The organism is Erythrobacter sp. SN021 (assembly GCF_021864455.1).
This window is the reverse complement of sequence record NZ_JAKKUW010000003.1, coordinates 217,859-236,235: the sequence shown is the minus strand read 5'-3', so window position 1 is coordinate 236,235 and position 18,377 is coordinate 217,859. Positions and strand designations below refer to the sequence as shown.

24 protein-coding genes and 1 tRNA gene are annotated in these 18,377 nt (G+C 62.8%); 22 read left to right on the top strand and 3 right to left on the bottom strand.

Features of this window, described 5'->3' with window-relative positions:
• Positions 1 to 41 precede the first annotated feature (41 nt).
• From argB to L5849_RS08640, 6 genes are all read left to right on the top strand, one after another.
• Entirely contained in the window at positions 42 to 938 is an 897-nt protein-coding gene (gene argB, locus L5849_RS08665) for an acetylglutamate kinase (protein WP_236925263.1), read from the top strand.
• Positions 939 to 986: 48 nt separating this feature from the next.
• Positions 987 to 1,310: a YggT family protein gene (locus tag L5849_RS08660; RefSeq protein WP_234041501.1), complete on the top strand. Its 324-nt coding sequence runs from the start codon at positions 987 to 989 to the stop codon at positions 1,308 to 1,310.
• A complete protein-coding gene (gene folD / locus L5849_RS08655; RefSeq protein ID WP_115415319.1) occupies positions 1,310 to 2,206 on the top strand; it encodes a bifunctional methylenetetrahydrofolate dehydrogenase/methenyltetrahydrofolate cyclohydrolase FolD in 897 nt (298 codons plus the stop codon). The genes L5849_RS08660 and folD overlap by 1 nt, the downstream gene beginning before the upstream one ends.
• Positions 2,203 to 2,904, top strand: coding sequence for a hypothetical protein (locus L5849_RS08650; RefSeq protein ID WP_236925262.1), 702 nt, complete (start codon positions 2,203 to 2,205; stop codon positions 2,902 to 2,904). The genes folD and L5849_RS08650 overlap by 4 nt, the downstream gene beginning before the upstream one ends.
• A gap of 1 nt (position 2,905) precedes the next feature.
• Positions 2,906 to 3,529 carry a MarC family protein gene (locus L5849_RS08645; RefSeq protein ID WP_115415317.1) on the top strand — a complete coding sequence of 208 codons (624 nt, stop codon included), beginning with the start codon at positions 2,906 to 2,908 and terminating at the stop codon, positions 3,527 to 3,529.
• Positions 3,530 to 3,593: 64 nt separating this feature from the next.
• A complete protein-coding gene (locus tag L5849_RS08640; RefSeq protein WP_236925261.1) occupies positions 3,594 to 4,631 on the top strand; it encodes a serine hydrolase in 1,038 nt (345 codons plus the stop codon).
• Here the strand turns inward: L5849_RS08640 and L5849_RS08635 are convergent.
• Both L5849_RS08635 and L5849_RS08630 read right to left on the bottom strand, forming a co-directional pair.
• Complete coding sequence (locus L5849_RS08635; protein WP_236925260.1) at positions 4,618 to 5,229, bottom strand: LON peptidase substrate-binding domain-containing protein; 612 nt, start codon at positions 5,227 to 5,229, stop codon at positions 4,618 to 4,620. The genes L5849_RS08640 and L5849_RS08635 overlap by 14 nt on opposite strands.
• 8 nt (positions 5,230 to 5,237) lie before the next feature.
• Positions 5,238 to 6,164, bottom strand: coding sequence for a tetratricopeptide repeat protein (locus L5849_RS08630; protein WP_236925483.1), 927 nt, complete (start codon positions 6,162 to 6,164; stop codon positions 5,238 to 5,240).
• Between the two features lie 196 nt (positions 6,165 to 6,360).
• Here L5849_RS08630 and L5849_RS08625 point away from each other — a divergent pair.
• From L5849_RS08625 to L5849_RS08595, 7 genes are all read left to right on the top strand, one after another.
• A tRNA-Gly gene (locus L5849_RS08625) sits at positions 6,361 to 6,435 on the top strand.
• A 758-nt stretch (positions 6,436 to 7,193) separates the two neighbouring features.
• Positions 7,194 to 8,171 carry an ArdC family protein gene (locus L5849_RS08620; RefSeq protein WP_236925259.1) on the top strand — a complete coding sequence of 326 codons (978 nt, stop codon included), beginning with the start codon at positions 7,194 to 7,196 and terminating at the stop codon, positions 8,169 to 8,171.
• Positions 8,168 to 8,386, top strand: coding sequence for a hypothetical protein (locus L5849_RS08615; protein WP_236925258.1), 219 nt, complete (start codon positions 8,168 to 8,170; stop codon positions 8,384 to 8,386). Before L5849_RS08620 ends, L5849_RS08615 begins: the two co-directional genes overlap by 4 nt.
• 14 nt (positions 8,387 to 8,400) lie before the next feature.
• Positions 8,401 to 8,802 (top strand): DUF2958 domain-containing protein, encoded by a 402-nt coding sequence (locus L5849_RS08610; RefSeq protein ID WP_236925257.1) that lies wholly within the window; start codon positions 8,401 to 8,403, stop codon positions 8,800 to 8,802.
• Positions 8,803 to 8,938: 136 nt separating this feature from the next.
• Positions 8,939 to 10,732 (top strand): ParB/RepB/Spo0J family partition protein, encoded by a 1,794-nt coding sequence (locus tag L5849_RS08605; RefSeq protein ID WP_236925256.1) that lies wholly within the window; start codon positions 8,939 to 8,941, stop codon positions 10,730 to 10,732.
• 151 nt (positions 10,733 to 10,883) lie between these two features.
• Positions 10,884 to 11,324: a hypothetical protein gene (locus tag L5849_RS08600; protein ID WP_236925255.1), complete on the top strand. Its 441-nt coding sequence runs from the start codon at positions 10,884 to 10,886 to the stop codon at positions 11,322 to 11,324.
• A 525-nt stretch (positions 11,325 to 11,849) separates the two neighbouring features.
• A complete protein-coding gene (locus L5849_RS08595) occupies positions 11,850 to 12,173 on the top strand; it encodes a DUF736 domain-containing protein (RefSeq protein ID WP_236925254.1) in 324 nt (107 codons plus the stop codon).
• A 741-nt stretch (positions 12,174 to 12,914) separates the two neighbouring features.
• Here the strand turns inward: L5849_RS08595 and L5849_RS08590 are convergent.
• Complete coding sequence (locus tag L5849_RS08590; RefSeq protein ID WP_236925253.1) at positions 12,915 to 13,145, bottom strand: helix-turn-helix domain-containing protein; 231 nt, start codon at positions 13,143 to 13,145, stop codon at positions 12,915 to 12,917.
• 272 nt (positions 13,146 to 13,417) lie between these two features.
• On the opposite strand from L5849_RS08590, the gene L5849_RS08585 reads away from it, so the two are divergent.
• The 9 genes from L5849_RS08585 to L5849_RS08545 all read left to right on the top strand — a co-directional run bounded on the left by L5849_RS08585 (position 13,418) and on the right by L5849_RS08545 (position 18,210).
• Positions 13,418 to 13,678, top strand: a complete 261-nt coding sequence (locus L5849_RS08585; protein ID WP_236925252.1) for a DNA -binding domain-containing protein — start codon at positions 13,418 to 13,420, stop codon at positions 13,676 to 13,678.
• Positions 13,679 to 13,838: 160 nt separating this feature from the next.
• Entirely contained in the window at positions 13,839 to 14,075 is a 237-nt protein-coding gene (locus L5849_RS08580; RefSeq protein WP_236925251.1) for a transcriptional regulator domain-containing protein, read from the top strand.
• Positions 14,076 to 14,097: 22 nt separating this feature from the next.
• Complete coding sequence (locus L5849_RS08575) at positions 14,098 to 14,625, top strand: DUF2285 domain-containing protein (protein WP_236925250.1); 528 nt, start codon at positions 14,098 to 14,100, stop codon at positions 14,623 to 14,625.
• A 121-nt stretch (positions 14,626 to 14,746) separates the two neighbouring features.
• Positions 14,747 to 15,019 carry an AlpA family transcriptional regulator gene (locus L5849_RS08570; RefSeq protein ID WP_236925249.1) on the top strand — a complete coding sequence of 91 codons (273 nt, stop codon included), beginning with the start codon at positions 14,747 to 14,749 and terminating at the stop codon, positions 15,017 to 15,019.
• Positions 15,020 to 15,030: 11 nt separating this feature from the next.
• Complete coding sequence (locus L5849_RS08565; RefSeq protein ID WP_236925248.1) at positions 15,031 to 15,924, top strand: replication initiator protein A; 894 nt, start codon at positions 15,031 to 15,033, stop codon at positions 15,922 to 15,924.
• 260 nt (positions 15,925 to 16,184) lie between these two features.
• Positions 16,185 to 16,607, top strand: coding sequence for a DUF2840 domain-containing protein (locus L5849_RS08560; RefSeq protein WP_236925247.1), 423 nt, complete (start codon positions 16,185 to 16,187; stop codon positions 16,605 to 16,607).
• Positions 16,577 to 17,197: a conjugative transfer signal peptidase TraF gene (gene traF / locus L5849_RS08555; RefSeq protein WP_236925246.1), complete on the top strand. Its 621-nt coding sequence runs from the start codon at positions 16,577 to 16,579 to the stop codon at positions 17,195 to 17,197. Before L5849_RS08560 ends, traF begins: the two co-directional genes overlap by 31 nt.
• Entirely contained in the window at positions 17,194 to 17,526 is a 333-nt protein-coding gene (locus L5849_RS08550) for a DUF736 domain-containing protein (RefSeq protein WP_236925245.1), read from the top strand. The genes traF and L5849_RS08550 overlap by 4 nt, the downstream gene beginning before the upstream one ends.
• A gap of 3 nt (positions 17,527 to 17,529) precedes the next feature.
• Entirely contained in the window at positions 17,530 to 18,210 is a 681-nt protein-coding gene (locus L5849_RS08545; RefSeq protein WP_236925244.1) for a lytic transglycosylase domain-containing protein, read from the top strand.
• Positions 18,211 to 18,377: the final 167 nt, after the last annotated feature.

Here is an 18,377-nt window from a genome sequence, read left to right as displayed (position 1 = left end):
AACCTTTGCCTCGCGCGCATGGCGGCGCTAACTCGCCCGCCATGACCCAGAGACCCGACATCCATGCGAAGGCCGAAACCCTTATCGAGGCGCTGCCCTATTTCCAGCGCTATGCGGGCAGAAGCTTCGTCGTCAAATATGGCGGCAATGCCATGGGCGACGATCGCGCCGCGCGCGAATTCGCCGAGGATGTGGTGTTGCTGAAGGCGGTCGGTATCAATCCGGTGGTGGTACATGGGGGCGGCCCGCAGATCGGGGCCATGCTCGAAAAACTCGGCGTCGAGACCCAATTCATCGACGGTCTTCGAGTGACCGACAAACAGACCGCCGAGATCGCCGAAATGGTCCTCTCCGGCGCGATCAACAAGGCGATCGTCGGCTCGATCGCGCATGCGGGTGGCAAGGCGATCGGCATTTCGGGCAAGGATGGCGGACTGGTCACGGCGACCAAGCTGCAGCGCACGCAGAAGGACCCGGACAGCAATATCGAAAAAGCGCTCGATCTCGGCTTCGTCGGCGAGCCATCGAAGGTCGATACCACGATCATCGAAACCGTGACCGGGGCGGGGATGATTCCGGTGGTCGCGCCGATCGGCGTGGGCGAGGACGGCCACACTTACAACATCAATGCCGACACCATGGCCGGGGCACTGGCCGCGGCGCTGGGCGCTGCCAGACTACTCTTGCTGACCGACGTATCGGGCGTGCTCGACAAGCAGGGCAATCTCCTCACCGACCTGACCCCCGCCGACATCCGGCGCTTGCGCGAGGACGGGACGATTTCGGGCGGGATGATCCCCAAGCTGGAAACCTGCGTGCAGGCCGTGGAATCGGGCTGCGAGGCGGCGGTCGTGCTCGATGGGCGCGTGGCGCACGCCATGCTGCTCGAATTCTTCACCGCGCGCGGTGCCGGTACGCTGGTCGCAAAGGGTCGGTAACCGGCCCGACAGGGGTGGCGCGGCCCGTGTCGCTCTTGTAGGACGCGTATGACGGCCAAACCCAAGGGAACGCTCGACGAAATGCAGGCGCTCAGTACCATTTACCAGATCATCGCCATGCTCACCAACGTGCTGGTGATGCTGATTATCATTCAGTTCATCATCGGGCTGCTGTTTGCCTTCAACGTGGTGAATTCGCGCAACGAGTTCCTGGGCGCCTTCTACATGTCGATCAACCGCCTGCTCGAACCGGTGCTCGGCCCGATCCGGCGGGTGATGCCCAATACCGGTTCGATCGACTTTTCGCCTCTGGTGCTGATCATCCTGCTCAACATCATCCTCATCGTTCTCGGCAATGTGATCTACGGCTGATGACGGCGCAGGTAATCGACGGGAAGGCATTCGCCGCCAAGCTGCGCGAACGCGTGGGCGAATTCGCCGCGACATTCGCCGAAAAGGCGGGGCGCAAGGCCGGGCTTGCGGTGGTGCTGGTGGGCGAGGACCCGGCGAGCCAGGTCTATGTGCGCAGCAAGGGCAAGGCGACCGTGGCTGCGGGTATGGAAAGCTTCGAATACCGTCTTCCCGCCGACACGCCGCAGGACGAACTCGTCGCGCTGGTGCGCAAGCTCAATGCCGATCGCGCTGTCGATGGCATCCTGGTCCAGTTGCCGCTACCCGGACATCTCGACGAGAAGGCGGTGATCGCCGAGATCGATCCGGACAAGGATGTCGACGGCATAACGCCGGCCAATGCCGGACGGCTCGTGCTGGGAATGGATGCTCTGGTTTCCTGTACGCCGCTCGGCTGCACGATGATTCTCAAGGACATGCTCGGCGATCTCAGCGGTCTCGACGCGGTCGTGGTCGGGCGTTCGATCCTGTTCGGAAAGCCGATGGCGCAGTTGCTGCTGGCCGAGAATTGCACCGTGACGATGGCGCATAGCCGCACGCGCGATCTGCCCGATGTGCTGCGCCGCGCGGACATCGTCGTCGCGGCGGTCGGCGTGCCGCTTCTCATCAAGGGCGATTGGCTCAAGCCCGGAGCGATCGTGCTCGATGGCGGGATCAATCGCCTCGCCCCCGAACCGGGCGAGGAGAAGGGAAGGATCGTCGGCGATGTCGCCTATGACGAGGCACTCGGCCACGTCCGTGCGATCACGCCCGTTCCGGGCGGTGTCGGTGCGACGACCATTGCCGTGCTGCTACGCAATGCGATCGTCGCCGCCTATCGCAACGAAGGGCTCGAGCTAGCGGAAGGCGCGCTGTGAGATTCGCGGTCGCATTGCTCGCGCTGGCCGTCGCGGCCTGCGCGGCGGGACCAAGCGCGCGCGATCGCTATGCGCGTGTTCTCACCCCCACCGCCAGTCCGTCGCGCGTTGTCGCCACCGAACTCGCCTTCGCGCGGTTGGCGCAGGAAGACGGGCAGTGGACCGCCTTTCGCGAATATGCCGCCGAAGGGTCCGTCATGTTCGTGCCCGAGCCCGTCGACGCCCGTGACTGGCTGAAAAATCGCGCAAACCCGGCGCAGGCGGTGGCATGGCAGCCGCACCATGTCTGGTCGAGCTGCGATGGTACGCTGGCGGTCACACGCGGGGCGTGGCAGCGGGCCGATGGTTCAGTGGGCTATTTCACCACTGTCTGGCAGCGCCAGCGCGATGGCGAATATCGCTGGATGCTCGACCAGGGCGATGTGCTCGAAAGCCCGCTCGAGGAACCGGAATTCGTGCGCACCGATGTCGCCGATTGCCCGCAGCGCGATGTCGCCGCCGAGTTGCGCGCCCAGGCCGAACGATCGCGCCCCGCCGCGGGTGGCACGTATTTCGATCAGGTCAGTGCCGATAGCAGCCTGTTCCTGACGTTCGTCGTTTCACCCGATCTGTCCCGTCACTGGAAGCTGATGCTCAACCGGGACGGCAAAATGATCGATGCGATGTCGGGCAGCGTCGCTGCTCCGGGGGGCGAGTGACATGACCGCGCTCTTTTTCTCGGCCTTCATCACACTGTTCGTGGTGATCGATCCGCCGGGCTGCGCCCCGATCTATGCCGGGCTGACCAAGGGCGCGACCTCGGCGCAGCGCCGCAACATGGCAATCCGGGCGAGCGGTATAGCGTTGGTCATTCTGCTGGTATTTGCGCTGTTCGGCGAGGACTTGCTCGGGGCGCTGCATATCGAGCTCGACAGCTTCCGCATCGCGGGCGGCCTGATGTTGTTCTGGATCGCCTTCGAAATGGTTTTCGAGAAGCGTACCCAGCGCCGCGAGGAACGCGCCGAAAAGGTCGCGGCCACGCCCGAGGTGGAAGATGTGTCGGTCTTCCCCATGGCCATCCCGATGCTTGCCGGCCCCGGCGCCATTGCGGCCATCATGCTGCTGATGAACGAGGCACAGGGTCTGGATCAGACCCTTGTCGTGCTGGGCGCCTTGGTGGCCGTGCTTGTCATCACGATGCTCGCCCTGATGGCGGCAGGCCCGATCATGCGCCTGTTCGGCGACAAGGTGGAGGCGGCGATAACCCGCGTTCTCGGCGTGCTTCTGGCCGCCCTGGCCGCGCAATATGTCATCGATGGTCTGCGCAACAGTTTCAGCATCTGAGGCTGCGGCATCCGTGGGCGTTCGGGGGGCGTTCACCAGACCGCTATACGTTTCCAGGATGCGTATGGCCCTGCTCTGCTGCGTCTCGGCTCTCATGGGTCTGGGCAACCCGGCTTTCGCGCAACCGTTGCCGCAATACACGATCCCCGAACTGGCGGCGGCGATTGGCGAAGGGCAACTCGGCCGGATCGCCGTTCTGGCCGCAGAACAGCGGGGCGAGCGTGTTTATCTGGAACGCTTCGATGGCGAGACGGCCGACAGTCCTGTCGATATCCGGTCCGCCGGCAAATCCATCACCGCGCTGGCGGTAGGTGCGGCCATTGCCGATGGCGCGCTTGCGGACACGAACGTCCCGGTGTGGCCTTATCTCGGTTCCCCGCGCGGGGAACCGTGGGATGCCATCACCGTCGGCGATCTGCTGGGCATGTCCTCCGCTATCGATTGCAATGATTGGGAACGCAATTCGCCGGGGCAGGAAGAACGGATGTACCGCAAACGCGAATGGCGCGAATTCGTGCTGTCTCTTCCTGCCCGCGAATATGTCCGGGACGGGCGTGGCGAAGGGCCTTTTTCCTACTGTACCGCAGGGGTCTTTCTTTTGGGCCAAGTGGTGGAGAAGGCGACCGGCGAGCGCTTCGACGCCTATGTACAGCGCCGGCTATTCGATCCGCTGGGTATCGACGGGGTCGTCTGGCGGCGCTCGCGCAGCGGCGAGATCCAGTCGGGTGGGCAATTGACGATCGATGCGAAGGCGCTGCTGAAAATCGGCCGCATGGTACTCGACGGCGGGCGCTGGCAAGGCGAGGAAATCCTGCCCGAAAGCTGGATCGAGAGCATGCTTGTCCCGCGCCACAGGCTGGGCGAGCATGTGTATTACGGCAACCTCTGGTGGGCCGTGCCGATCCGGTCGCCGCGCGGATATGAAAGCGCCTGGATGATGAAGGGCAATGGCGGGAACATCGTCGCCCTGGTCCCGGCCTATGATGCCGTGCTCGTGGTGCAGGCGCGAAACTACAACCACAAGGATGCCGATCGCCACGCCTTCACCGCTCTTGCGGCCATGCTGACGAACCTCGACGAGCCCGCGCCTATTGCAGAGTGACGATTTCGTCCCCGTCGTCACGCAGGGCGAAGAACTGCATGAGCTGGATCATCAACTCGCATCGCTCGCGCAAATTGCTCGCTTCGAGGAGCGCCTGCTTCGAAGCTGCATCGAAGGGCGCTATCTGCGAAACGCCGTTGATAAGCGTTTCGTCATCGAGCCGCGAGACCGAATCCCAGTCGACCGAATAGCCTTGCATATCGGCAAAGCGCCGCGCCTCGAATTCGAAACCCGCGCGCTCGACGCTCGACAGCGTTTGTCCTTCGCGATCCTCGATCAGTTCCGCCTCGACCTGTCGGAAGGTCGTGGTGACATCGAGTTCGCGCAGCACACGGAAACGGGCTTCGCCGTCCAGGACGATATTGTACCGCCCATCTTCCAGCGCCTCGACATCGCCGATCCGCCCCAGGCAGCCCATTGCGTAGAGCGGGGCACGGTCCTTCGAGGTCTGCGGCTGGATAATCCCGATCAGCCGGTCTTTCGCCAGCGCGCTGCCGACCAGGTCGCGATAGCGCGGCTCGAAAATGTGCAACGGCAGTTGCAGGCCGGGAAACAGGATTGCGCCGGGCAGAGGGAAGATGGGGATCCGGGTACTCAAGACGCTCCCTAACCGAACAGGATTTTGGACAAGCGCCGCCGGGTGGCGACCACCCACGAATCTTCGAGCCCGACCGCGCCGAAAATATCGATCAGGCGGGTGCGTGCGGCGCCCTCGTTCCACTCGCGGTCTTTCTCGACCAGAGCGAGAAGCTCGTCGGCGGCGGCATCGCGATCGCCGGCGGCGAAGGCGGCCTCCGCATAATCGTAGCGAGCCTGAAGGTTCTCGGGGTCGGCCCCGGCCTTTTCGCGCAGGGCGGCGAGTTCGCCGTCATCCACCTTGTTGCCGGCCAGCTCCAGCGCATTGCGTGCCTGGTCTAGCTGTGGATCGTCCGCGACAGAAGGAATGCCTTCCGCCGCCGCGAGCGCCGATTTCGCCTCGTCGATCCGCTCTGCCTGCACGAGTGCCCGAACCAGACCGGCATGGGCCGCGGCGTTGTCGGGCGCCATCTGAACGACCTGCATGAACACACCCGCTGCGCGTTCGGCATCGCCATCGGCCAGAACCTTTTCGGCCATATCGACGAACTGGCCGACATCCTGCTGCCCCTGAGCGTTTTCCGCGGACTGATCGGCGCCGGGTTTGATCGGCAATTGCCCGAGAATTTGATCGAGCGTCTGCTTCATCTGGGATTCGCTGCGCGCATTGGTCAGATCGGCAACCGGCTGCCCCTGGAAAAGCGCGTAAATGGTCGGGATCGATTGAACCTGAAACTGCGCCGCGATGAACTTTTCCTCGTCGACATCGATCTTCTTCAGCACCACACCCTTATCGGCATATTCGGCAGCGACCTTCTCCAGCATCGGCGCGATGGCTTTGCACGGCCCGCACCAGTCGGCGTAGAAATCGAGGATGACGAGCTTCGTCATCGACGGCTCGACGACGTCGGTCTTGAAGCGCTCGACCGCTTTCTGTTCATCCATGCTCAGGCCCATGCTCGCCACGTAAATCCACCTTTCGTCCGAAAAATCGTGCCCGCATCATGTGGGCATTGTCGCGCGAATGTGAAGGAGGGCGGGCGCCGCTGCAAGGGCATCGAAAAATCTGCAATTTTCGACTTGCGAGACTCGAGAGCCGCTGCTAGTTGGCCGCCTCCCCACCGGGGCCAAGCGGTTTCGGTAGCGCCAGTGAGCGGGCGTAGCTCAGGGGTAGAGCACAACCTTGCCAAGGTTGGGGTCGGGCGTTCGAATCGCCTCGCCCGCTCCATTATTCCGATAGTATATCAAAGCTTTCTGGCGCCTATCGCTTTGGGCGATCAGGCGAGATTGGCTTTGGTCAACACCTGGTCAACACGCTCAACGAGGCGTGTTGACCACAGTTCTCTTTGATTCTGACCTTGAAGGGGAAAGCCTTCCCCTGAGCCGGAGCCGCTGTGCTGTCTCCGGCTACCCCTACTGCGGGGACACCCCGCAACGCCCCGTGAAGTGGAGCGGAGCTGTTGACGCGCTCTATCCCGCATGCTTTTCGGCCTGCTCCTGAGGGCACGGCGTTTCTGTTTTGGGCCCCGCACGCACTCTGATTACAGCTTGCATTGTCGAAAAGATCGGCCTGCCGGACGACAGGCCCCGCCGGGGCGGCCGATCCTGAGACTGGCACCACACGCCTCCATTCAGGGTGCGCATTTCTGTCTTTTGCACCTCGCTGGTCGCTCGGCCCCGATTCGCGGCATGAGCAGGTTGCTGTGGACGACGCGCTGCTCGCGCGCCGGCGTTGTTGGTGTCGGCCCGCGAAAGCGGCGGGGTGGGCGGCGCTTCCGTCTGGGCACGGTTCGGCCAGCCGCAACCCGGCCCTGAAGGGACCGGGTCTTCCATTGCATTGCAGCCCTTACCGCACTGGCTGAACAGGCAGCCATTCGCGTCATACGGGTGCGGCTGTCCGCCCCGCACCTTTCTGGTCGCTGTCACCGCCCACCCCGCCCCTTCCGGGGGCCGGTGTGCGGATTTGGGCAGTTCGGGAGAAGGGCGATGGCGCGTAAAGTTTCAAAAGGCAGTGCAGGTGGCAAGCGTAGAGGGGCGGCGCGCAGCGCCGCGCGCGGGGATGGTTCCCGCGCATCGCTTTATGACGAGGTCACGCAAAAAATCATCGCCCAGCTTGAGGACGGGGTGTTTCCTTGGGTCAGGCCGTGGAGCAAGGCCAAGGCCTCGCTCGGCCTGCCCTGCAATGCGGTGACCAAGCGGGCTTACTCTGGAATCAATGTGCTGGTCCTGTGGGGCGCGGTGATCGAGGGCGGCTATCCTTCGCAGGACTGGCTGACCTTTCGCCAAGCGCTGGCCGCTGGCGGCTGCGTTCGCAAGGGCGAGCGCGGGCGCACGGTGTTCTATGCCGACCGCTTCACTCCTGCAGGCGACCGCGACGGGCAAGGGCGCGAGCAGGTCGAGAGCGGCGAGGAGGCGCGCTCGATACCGTTCCTCAAGCGCTTTACCGTGTTCAATGCCGCGCAGTGCGATGGCTTGCCCGAAGGGTTGGTGTCGCAGCCAGCGCCGCTGCCCGAGCGCGAGTTGCACCGCGCTGCCGAAGACCTCATTGCCGCAACGGGCGCGGATTTCCGCATTGGCGGGGCGAAGGCCTTCTATTCGCCATTCGGCGATTTTGTGATGGTGCCGCCGCAACCCGCCTTTCATCACCAGATCGACTATTACCGCACCGCCTTGCATGAGCTGGGCCACTGGACCGGTCACGGCTCGCGGTTGGGCCGCGACCAGACCGGACGGTTCGGCACCGCGCCCTATGCGCGCGAAGAACTGGTTGCCGAACTGGCCTCGGCCTTTCTGTGCGCCGCGCTCGGCATCGAACCCACGGTGCGCCACGCCGATTATCTCGGCAGTTGGCTGGAAGTGCTGCGCGCAGACAATCGCGCAATCTTCCGTGCGGCCAGTCAGGCGAGCAAGTCAGCCGAGTTCCTGCTGCATTGTCAATCCATCGAACAGGAGCAGGCGGCATGAGCAGGAAGCCTGAAAGCAGCAGCGCGCCGCGAGCCTTCGAGGCCGAGGACACCGAGGCCGGTGCCCAGACGCTTGTGCCCGGCGTTGCGCCGGTCACGCTGGGCGAGCGGCTTGGCGTTCTCGCCAATGCGCCACTGCTTCCCCGCAAGGGCCAGCGGCTCGCCAATCACGGGCTGTTCGATACAAACGCCCGCAACCAGCTCGAAATGTTCTGACGGGAGGGGATGCAATGGACCTTCTTACCCATTCCCTTCGCGAGCGGCTGCTGACCAACGGAGCCTGCAAGGCCGACCATGTGCCGCTCGTCAAATTCTTCAATCCGGTTGGCGCAGCGACCTGGCTGTTTTCCGAACTCGACAGCGATGGCGATACGCTATTCGGCCTGTGCGATCTCGGTTTCGGTTTTCCCGAACTGGGCTGTGCGAGCCTCTCGGAAATCGCCTCGGTGCGGCTACCTCTGGGCCTCACAATCGAGCGCGATCTGCATTTTGCCGCCGAACATCCGCTCTCGGTCTATGCCGATGCTGCGCGGCATTGCGGCCAGATCACCGAACATCCCGACCATTTGACCCGCGCGGCAGCGGTGCTGGCGCGGGCCAGAAAGAGCGAGCGGAGCCTTTCACCGCCGTAGCCCCAAACGGCGGATGAAGCCCGCATCGGACCCGTCCCTTCGATGCGGGACACACCGGCCCCGCCTTCCGCCTCTCAAGCCCCCGACCGGAGGGCGGGGCCACCCTATCCATGAGATTATTCAAGGAGTCACTATCATGCAGATCGAACATATTCCGCTGGGCCGTCTTTCGGTCTCCGCCATCAATATGCGGCGCGGGCGCAAGGCCCCCGATGTCCGCGACATATTGCCTTCGGTGAAGGCGCGCGGCGTGTTGTCGCCGCTTTTCGTTCGGGCAAACGGAAAGCCCGATCATTTCGAGATATTGGCGGGCAAGCGCCGCTATTTCGCCAGCATTGAAGCCGCCAAGGAAAGCGGCGAGGAGCGCAGCCTGCCCTGTATCGTCATCGGCGAAGGAGACGATGCCGAAGCGCTCGAAATCTCGATGATCGAGAACCTGCTGCGGCAGGACCCTGACGAGGTCACCCAATGGGAGAGCTTCACCCGCCTCGTGAAAGAAGGCCGCAGCGTCGAGGACATCGCTGCGACCTTCGCGCTTACCGAATTGCAAGTGAAGCGCATCCTTGCGCTCGGCAATCTCTTGCCCCGCATCCGCGAGGCCTACCGCGCCGAGGAAGTTGATGCCGCGACGGTGCGCCATCTGACGCTCGCCAGCAAGGCGCAGCAGAAGGCATGGCTGGCATTGTTCGAGGATTCGGAGGCCTATGCTCCGCGCGGCAGTCAGCTCAAAGGCTGGCTGTTTGGCGGCGCATCGATTTCGACCAACGTCGCGCTGTTCGACCTCGACAGCCATTCCGGCCAGATCGTTGCCGATCTGTTCGGCGAGGATGGCTATTTTGCGGACACCGATGCTTTCTGGGAAGCGCAGATGGCCGAAGTCGAGGCGCGCAAGGCCGCTTACCTTGAAGCAGGCTGGGCCGATGTCGTGATCGTCCCGCCCAACGAGCATTTCGCCAGTTGGGAGTATGAACATGCTTCCAAGCGCAAGGGCGGGCGCGTCTATATCCAGTGCCGCGCCAATGGCGAGGCGGTGTTCCACGAAGGCTTTATCAGCCGCCGCGAGGCGCAGGCGGCAGTGCGCCGAGCGCGCGGCGAAGACGGGGACACTAAGCCCGCGCGGCCCGAACTGACCTCGACGCTGGCAAGCTATATCGACCTTCACCGCCATGCGGCGGTGAGCGAGCGGCTCTCGACCGAACCGTCGCTGGCGCTGCGCGTCATCGTCGCCCATGCCATTGCCGGTTCGCCGCTGTGGAGCATCCGGCCCGCCGACACGGCGAGCCGTAACGAGGCGATTGCAGCCAGTCTTGCCGCAAGCCCCGCGACCAAGGTTTTGGCCGAACGCCGCCGCACGATACTTGATCTACTGGGCTTCGAGGAAAGCCGCGAGGCGCTGTGTCAGGACCGCTACGGCAGCGACCTTGTTCCGATCCTGCACCGGCTGCTCAAGCTGGAAGATGGCGAGGTCATGCAGGTGGTAGCACTGGTCATGGCCGAGACGCTCGCCATTGGCAGCGAGGCCGTCGATTATCTTGGCCAGCACATGGACATCGAGATGGCCGATCACTGGCAGGCCGACGATGCATTTTTTGGTTTGCTGCGCGACAAGGAAGTGATGGCTGCGCTGCTTGGCGAGGTCGGCGGCGAGGCGGTGGCCAGCGCCAATGCGACCGAGAAAAGCGCGACCCTCAAAGGCCTCATCTCCGATCATCTGACCGGCGCAAACGAGCGGCGCAAGGTCGAACGCTGGGTGCCGCTCTGGATGGCCTTCCCGCCTGCTGCCTATACATCGCGTGGCGGAGTGCCGTGCGTTTCGGCTGCGAAGCGCGCGGCCTGGCTGGTCGAAGGCGAGGAGGACGAACCGGAATGCGCGGAGGCTGCTTCGGAAGACCATCAAGACACGCCGGAGGCCGAGCCGCTCGCGGCCTGACCTTGCGTTTTGCGATGCGGGCGGCGGGATGATTCCCCGCCGCCCGCATTGTGTATCGGGGCGCTTGGTTGTATTGGTTGGCCATCAAAAAAGCACCGTGGAGGAGGTCGGGAGGTGCGTCCGGCGAATGTTCGCCATGAAAGGACGCCCCATGATTGTCATTGCCGCCCTCACCGTGCTCGTCGCTGCCGTTCTGGTAGCGCGCTTGCTCTATTCGCTCTCACTCTACGCCCTGCCGCTCTGGTGCGGCGGCACAGCTGCGTGGTGGACTTTTGCCAGCGGGGCGGGCTGGACGCTTGCAGCATGTGCCGGACTGGCTGCTGCCACACTGCTGCTGGTTGCCGCCCATCTGCTCGCCGGTGCGCACTCCCCTGTTTTGCGACTTGTGCCGATTGCAGGCTTCGGCCTGTGCGGCGGAGCGGCGGGCTATCATGCGGCGCATGGTCTTGCCCTTGCTTTGCTTCCCGATGGCCTGTTTGTCCAAGGGCTGAGCCTCGCGGCGGCAATGCTGATCGGAAGCGCTGCGGCCCTCCGCTGGCTCGCCGTTCGCAGTGGCGCTCCCGCATCGCCGAACCCGCCATCATGGGTGTAAGTCGCTTGCTGGACTGGGCGATTGTCGGAAACGGCTCGTCCTCGATTGTGCGCAGGCATGACCCAGCTGGCTGTCAGCACCGAAGGTCGCTGATCCGAAACGCGGACGGGGCAGCTTGCGAGCACAAAGTTCGCTGACTTCAATGCCCCGGATTGTGCGGCAACGCAAATGGCGCCCTCCCCTGACCGATGAGTACCCGCTCTAGGCAAGGAGGCCGATTGGTGTCCTGATCCACCATGTTCGCATGGCGTCACCTGCCCCACCTGCTGCCTCGTGCATGGCCTTTCTGGCGGCGGACGGGCTTCGCCCTTGCGGGGCTTCGGGGCGCAACGGCGCGGAAATGGCTATTTTCCGCCGGGCACCGGGGTGCCCTTTGCATCGCGAAACAAAATAGCCGCTCCCGCTGCCGTCCTTCGCTGTCGCTGCGGTCCCTGACGGGATGCGCCCGCCCCGCACAACCGCCCTCGTCTGGCCATCGAGGCTGCGATGGGCGCAGGTTCGAACCAAAGCGAAAGGAATTTCATCATGGCCAATATCGGCAACTTCACCACCACGGGCACCGGCTACAAGGGCGAGATCGTCACCATGAGCGTGCAGCAGAAGAATGTGCGCATCGTCGCCGAAACCGAACAGGCAAGCGAGAACGCTCCCTCACACCGGGTCTTCGTCGGCCGCGCCGAAATCGGTGCCGCATGGAGCAAGCAGAGCCAGGAAGGCCGCGACTATCTCTCGGTCAAGCTGGACGATCCAAGCTTCGTCGCTCCGATCTACGCGAACCTCTTCGCCGAAGATGATGGCGAGAATTTCAGCCTGATCTGGACCCGCAGCCGCAAAGCAAACGGCGAATAATCGCCGCAAGGCTGCCCCGCCCGGCACATGCCGGGCGGGGCTTCATTCGTAAGTAGTCCACTTTGGACCCTACAGGGCAGAAAGGCGACATTCGGTTTGCGACCCAATTGCGGACATTGCCCGAATTGGCCGATTGATACAGGGTGTGCCCATGCTCTCGCTAGACGATCCCCAATGGTCAACCCTGTCACATGCATATGGGAACGCTACCGACATTCCCGGTCTGCTGCACACATTGGCTTCCTCCAGCGGACCATCGTCTGGCTACGAGGCCGAGCCTTGGTTCACCCTCTGGTCGAGCCTTTGTCATCAAGGCGAAGCCTACGACGCTTCATACGCCGCAGTCCCACACATCGTATCAATTGCTGCGATGGCTCCAGGGCCAATTGATTTCGGCTTCTTTCAACTTCCCGCCACCATTGAGATAGCGCGTCAAAATGGCCGAGCGCCGGAAATCCCGGCGGATCTTAAGTCAGCTTACGTGTCAGCCTTAGCTAACTTGTCCGATTGCGTAGCCGCTCACTGAGCCGAGCAATGGGATGAATCGACGCTTCTTTCGGCGTGTGCAGCGCTAGCAGTCTCGAAGAGTCATTTCCGTGCCGCTGAGGCCATTATGAACTTGGACGACGACCTGATTGCGAAGCTAATTGAGCTGGATTTTGACTGCATATGGATGCCCGCTATCCACCCAATATCTGCCATTGAGAACGCCATTTGCGCAGCCCCAAAGCGGACACCCCGCTAAGTTGCCAGTTTGTCGCCTTCCGCAGTTGCAAGCAATTCCGCGGGCTCGATACCTAACTCGACTGCCAGCTTTTCGATCACATCAAGCGTTGCGGCATACTGACAGCGCTCAAGGCTGCTGACATAGGTCCGGTCGATCTGCGCGCGATGGGCAAGTTCTTCCTGCGACAGGCCGACCGCTTTTCGATAGCGGCGCAAATTGGCAGCAAAGGTCTCGCGCAGGGTCATGCTGGCGAGTGAGCGGGATTGCAGAGTATTTAACCACGGAGTATACTCTGAATGTAAGTAGGTGTGTGCTGATTTCGCGAAAAGCTTTGAAACTCAGCGGCTTTTGTCGTGCGCCACGTTAGCCTCAACTGGAATATCGCATTACCTGTTTGGGGATAAGCGGCATAGCTAAGAGTGGCGAAGGATTTCGTGCTAAAAGCAAGCCCGAAAGCAAGCCCGAAAGCAAGCCCGAAAGCAAGCCCGAAAGCAAGCGAGTCGAAACCGAGCTGACCATGACCGAGACCCCTGCCTTCCAGGACGTTCCGCCGCAGTCCGAACATGTCACGGACTATGATGAAGCGCATTTCGTCACCTATCTGCGCCTGCTTGATGCCGCTGCGGAAGGCGCGGATTGGCGCGAAGTTGTCCGACTTGTGTTTGGCCTCGATCCCGCTGACGACCCAGACGCAGCGCGCGCGATGCACGCGGCGCATCTCGAGCGCGCACGATGGATGGCGCGTAGTGGCTACAGGCAATTGATCGCGAAGGATTAATTGCGAGCCAATTTCGACTTTGTGCAATTCTAGGTAATTTCACGCGTCTACTTGTGCCGGCGCGAAGAGCAACAATCAGAAGATTCGGATACTTGCCGATTCTTCAATTCTCTCAAACGTTTCAGTCTGGCCAAGCTGCCCTCTGCCATAGGAGGTTGCAATGTCGGGAGAAGGCTCCTGGCGCTCAGCTGACTATGCCGAGCGCTTTAAGACCCATGACCATGCGGATTTCGCGCAGGAATTCCTGCGCCGCAACCCCGACTATGCCCGCGAATACAGTCAGACAGAGCAACGAGCCCTCGCCGATCCGGCAAAGGCACAGGAAGAAAGGGAGGGCCTGGCTCGGCGATGGGGCCTGAGCTTTCCCCTGCGATCCGGCAAAATCGGCGACGGATGAACCGGCGCATTGGTCGCCCGAGGTGCTTGGCACCACTATCATCCAGACAGGAACCGAACCTACCGGACGCTTGCTCTCGGACCTTTCCTGGAAGGCGGTTCAAAGCTGCGCTTGTTCGGACGGACTGCACTATGTTCTAACCAGCACATTTGGCCGCTTTCGGCTGTGGCGATCCAATCTGGCAGCCGGTCTTTCACCCGCCTTCCTTATCCCGGACGACGCGCTCGCATCCTTGCGATCCGAGGCCCTTTATCGCCTCCAGCTTGCCTGCGCAGGTCAACGGGCGGCGTTCCAAACCTCCAATTTCTCGCCAAGCGAGTACCAGCGCCGCAGGCTGGCCAACATGTTGGCGATGCTCGATGCGCGCGAAGCCGGTGCCACCATTCGTGAGCTTGCCTTCACTCTCGTCTATCCCAATTCCCGCCTTCTTAGAGGCGCTGAATGGAAGGCCTCGGGCGAAAAGCGCCATGTGCTGCGCCTGCTGCGAGCAGCGCTGAAATTGCGCGACGGCGGCTACCGCGGCTTTCCCGGTTTTGATCGCTCCATTTGATCGGGGTGACCGCTTAAGCCGCCTTCCTTTGGTCACTCCCTTCGCCGCGCTGCCCTGCGCCATCTCACTCCGCAACCAGCAGCCCTGCGCTGCAGCAACCTGTCTCAAGCGGAGATTTTCCATGGACGCCGTTCCCGCCCCGATCCGCCCCCGCTATCTGCGCACACCCGATGCCGCTGTCCATCTGGGTCTTTCGCCGCGTACACTCGAAAAGCATCGCTGCTTTGGCACTGGCCCTGTCTATCGCAAGCTGGGTGGTCGGATCGTCTACCACCTCGACGACCTCGACAGCTGGGCCGAGTTAGGCCTGCGCCGTTCAACCAGCGATCCGGGCAAGGGGGTGGTCCATCCCGCCAAGCGGATCGACGGCTATTCCGGTCCCGTCCGGCGCTGAAGGTCAGGCCAATGCCCACCCGCCAAACTTTTGCCCCGTCTCTCTCCAGCGCGGCGCAGCAGCTCGACCTGTTCGTCGGAGCCGGCGGCGACATCGCGGCGCGCGATGCGCAGGACCTGATGGCCTGGCCTTTCTTCAGCCTCGCCAAGTCGAAGCGCGTCAAACCAATCGATTTTCGCATGGGCGAGGTTGCGATCCTCGTTGAAGCCACCGCCGAACATGGCATGGCAACGATATGGGATGCCGATGTGCTGATCTGGGTAGCTAGCCAGATCGTTGAGGCGCGCGATGCCGGTAGACCAACCTCGCGGCTCATTGCTGCCACGCCGCATGAAATCCTTGCCTTCACGCGGCGCGGGACCGGCAAGGCGGGCTATGACCGATTGAAGGCCGCGCTCGACCGGCTGCAATCGACTACCGTTGCGACCTCGATCCGACAACTTGGTGCCCGCCGCCGTCACCGCTTCTCCTGGATCAACGAATGGCGCGAGCGCCTCGATGCCAATGGCCGCGCGCTCGGTATCGAGATGATCGTGCCCGACTGGTTCTATGAAGGCGTGCTCGACCGGGCGCTCGTGCTGACGATCGACCCGGCCTATTTCCAGCTGACCGGCGGGCTCGAACGCTGGCTGTATCGCATCGTGCGCAAGCATGGCGGCAGACAAAAGAGCGGGTGGAGCTTCGATATTGCGCACCTCCACCTCAAATCCGGGGCGCTCTCGCCGCTAAAGCGCTTCGCCTTCGAGATGCGCGATATCGTCCGGCGTCAGCCGCTGCCGGGCTACACCCTGACCCTCGAGCATCAGTTAGGCCGCGAGCGACTGAATTTCGCCCGCCTCCCCGTCGATCCTTTCGATGCCGCCATGCGGCGGATCAGCATGCCCCCTGTGGACAAGTCGGTGTGATGTTCGGACTATCAGGAACCCACGCGCTCGGTCTATCAGGAACCGAAAGTTCGGACTATCGGGAACCGGAATCGAGCCCAAACCCGCAGAAATGCTGGGCTGCTGCGCCCCTTAACTATCCTAACAAGGAATCTTCCAGATTCCTGCTAACGGCGCAGCGCCTGTGCACAGAGGGCGCGGCGGAGCCTCCTTCCGCCACTCTCGGTGCGCAAGCAGGCAATCCGCCACTCACCCATGTCACACTGGTGTGGCAGCAAGGCGTGCGCGAAGACTGGCTGCGCTTTGGCAAGCCGGTTGCCGAACGGATCATTGACCGGCGAACCCGCATCGAGAGTTATGCGCCGGGGCAGATGTTCGCCTTGGTGCGGTGGGCGTCCAATGATTACGGCACCATTCGTTCAACGCTCGATATCGTGCGCGCAGTCGCCAGCGGCGAAACCTATACGACATTGCCCCAGGTCGACCCTGGCGGCGAAATCCTGCTGTCGGTTCGAAGCTGGCCGAAGGTTCGCCAGACCTTTGAACTGATCGACGTCATCGAACAGGCGGGCCACGATCCGCGCGAAGTCGCACCCGATCACTGGCGGCATATGCACAACAGGCTGGCAGGGGGCATGCTGCCGCGCTGCTATGCACAGAGCCGCCACCTTGCATGGCTGCGTCGCCGCAAACTGCAATCATGAAGCGGCGAACGATCCTTCTGGCAGGCACAGTTGCGGCGGCGGCACTGCTCAGTGCTGCTCTGCCTATGTCGCGCATTCTCCTCTGGAACGCTACCGCCAGCGTGCCGACCGGCCTCTATCATATTCGCGGGAAAGCCAGCCTCCACGTCGGCGAGCGAGTGGCCATCGATCCGCCGCCCATTCTGCGCACCTATCTCGCTGAGCGCGGCTATCTGCCCTCCGGCGTGCCGCTGCTGAAGGAGGTCGCGGCGCTGCGCGGTGACACCGTTTGCCGCCGTGGCCTCGTCATAACGATCAATGGCAAACCGGCAGGCGAGGCGCGTGCGCTCGACAGCCGGGCGCGCCCACTACCCGACTGGCAGGGCTGCGAAATTATCGGCGCTGATGAAATTTTCGTCATGAACAGGAGCGCGCCCGGCAGCTTTGACGGGCGCTACTTTGGGCCGATTGCGCGCGCACAGGTGATCGGACGCGCAAACCCCGTCTGGACCGACGAAGCGGGCGACGGCGAACATATCTGGTTCGCCCGTCCGCATTTGATCTCAATCGCCAACACCAACCCTCACGACACCAAGGAGACCAAACCATGACCTGTATCGGCACATTCACCGCGCGCCCCGATGGCTTCGAAGGACGCCTGCAAACGCTGACGATCGACAGCGCCTTGACCCTTGTCCCTGCTGAGCCCGGCGAAGCCGAGAACGCGCCGGACTACCGTATCATGGCTGGCGAGGGCGATGCCACCTTCGAGGTCGGAGCAGGCTGGAAGCGCGTCGGCGACAAGGCGGGCGCTTATGTCGTGGTCCTGATTGACGATCCGGCGCTCGTGCAGCCGCTGCGCGCGAATCTGTTCCAGTCGGACCCGCGCACCCATGTGCTGATGTGGTCACGCCCCTCGCGCCGCGAAGCGAAGGACTGAGCGATGCGCCACCATCCACTGGTCTTTGCGGCCTTGGCCGCACTGGCCTCGGCCTACCCGGCTTCCGTTCATGCGCAGGCAGGCGCAACCGCTTCGCAAACACAGCGCATCGATATTGACGTCCACGTGCGCGAAGCGGCGCAGCGCTTCGGGATTCCTGAGAACTGGATCTATGCGGTGATCCGCATCGAAAGTGCGGGCCGGACGCGCGCCGTGTCATCCGCCGGTGCCATGGGCTTGATGCAGCTCATGCCCGGAACCTGGGCGCGCCAGCGCGACCGGTTTGCGCTCGGCAGCGATCCCTTCGATCCGCGTGACAACATCATGGCAGGAACATCTTACCTGCGGGAAATGTATGATCGCTTTGGCGCACCGGGTTTCCTTGCGGCCTATAATGCTGGACCGGGACGGTATGAGGCATGGCGTACAGGACGGCGTTCGCTCCCGCTCGAAACGCGTCGGTATGTCGCCAAGATTGCGCCCATGCTTCAGGCGGAACGCATTTTCGTTGCAGCGACCCAGCCACCGATGAGCGAAGCGTTGCCCGCATTTACTGTCCAAACGGCTGCACCATTAATCCCAACAGAAGCCAACGAACAGCAAGCTCCAACCAATCCATTCGCGCGTGCCGATCAGCGTTCGCACGACCTCTTCGCACCTGTCTCCACAGTCAGGGATCAGTGATGCCCGCAATCATGCTCTCGCGCCCGGCTTCGTCCTTTGGCGAAGCTGGGCGAAGGATGGCGGGAAGCATCAGAAAGGGGAAAGGAGGATGGCGAGATAAAAGCACCGCCGTCGGTCGGGGTGCAGGTGGTTGGTTTTATTGGGGAATATGCGCCGTCTTTGTTCAG

Coding starts and splice junctions, on each gene's coding strand:
- L5849_RS08590 (WP_236925253.1), bottom strand. CDS start 13,145: ATGACCCTGCGCGAGACCTTTGCTGCCAATTTGCGCCGCTATCGAAAA.
- L5849_RS08580 (WP_236925251.1), top strand. CDS start 13,839: ATGTCGGGAGAAGGCTCCTGGCGCTCAGCTGACTATGCCGAGCGCTTT.
- L5849_RS08615 (WP_236925258.1), top strand. CDS start 8,168: ATGAGCAGGAAGCCTGAAAGCAGCAGCGCGCCGCGAGCCTTCGAGGCC.
- L5849_RS08630 (WP_236925483.1), bottom strand. CDS start 6,164: ATGGGCCTGAGCATGGATGAACAGAAAGCGGTCGAGCGCTTCAAGACC.
- L5849_RS08605 (WP_236925256.1), top strand. CDS start 8,939: ATGCAGATCGAACATATTCCGCTGGGCCGTCTTTCGGTCTCCGCCATC.
- L5849_RS08610 (WP_236925257.1), top strand. CDS start 8,401: ATGGACCTTCTTACCCATTCCCTTCGCGAGCGGCTGCTGACCAACGGA.
- L5849_RS08640 (WP_236925261.1), top strand. CDS start 3,594: ATGGCCCTGCTCTGCTGCGTCTCGGCTCTCATGGGTCTGGGCAACCCG.
- L5849_RS08660 (WP_234041501.1), top strand. CDS start 987: ATGACGGCCAAACCCAAGGGAACGCTCGACGAAATGCAGGCGCTCAGT.
- traF (WP_236925246.1), top strand. CDS start 16,577: ATGGCTGCGTCGCCGCAAACTGCAATCATGAAGCGGCGAACGATCCTT.
- L5849_RS08585 (WP_236925252.1), top strand. CDS start 13,418: ATGACCGAGACCCCTGCCTTCCAGGACGTTCCGCCGCAGTCCGAACAT.
- L5849_RS08600 (WP_236925255.1), top strand. CDS start 10,884: ATGATTGTCATTGCCGCCCTCACCGTGCTCGTCGCTGCCGTTCTGGTA.
- argB (WP_236925263.1), top strand. CDS start 42: ATGACCCAGAGACCCGACATCCATGCGAAGGCCGAAACCCTTATCGAG.
- L5849_RS08570 (WP_236925249.1), top strand. CDS start 14,747: ATGGACGCCGTTCCCGCCCCGATCCGCCCCCGCTATCTGCGCACACCC.
- L5849_RS08620 (WP_236925259.1), top strand. CDS start 7,194: ATGGCGCGTAAAGTTTCAAAAGGCAGTGCAGGTGGCAAGCGTAGAGGG.
- L5849_RS08565 (WP_236925248.1), top strand. CDS start 15,031: ATGCCCACCCGCCAAACTTTTGCCCCGTCTCTCTCCAGCGCGGCGCAG.
- L5849_RS08550 (WP_236925245.1), top strand. CDS start 17,194: ATGACCTGTATCGGCACATTCACCGCGCGCCCCGATGGCTTCGAAGGA.
- L5849_RS08545 (WP_236925244.1), top strand. CDS start 17,530: ATGCGCCACCATCCACTGGTCTTTGCGGCCTTGGCCGCACTGGCCTCG.
- folD (WP_115415319.1), top strand. CDS start 1,310: ATGACGGCGCAGGTAATCGACGGGAAGGCATTCGCCGCCAAGCTGCGC.
- L5849_RS08595 (WP_236925254.1), top strand. CDS start 11,850: ATGGCCAATATCGGCAACTTCACCACCACGGGCACCGGCTACAAGGGC.
- L5849_RS08645 (WP_115415317.1), top strand. CDS start 2,906: ATGACCGCGCTCTTTTTCTCGGCCTTCATCACACTGTTCGTGGTGATC.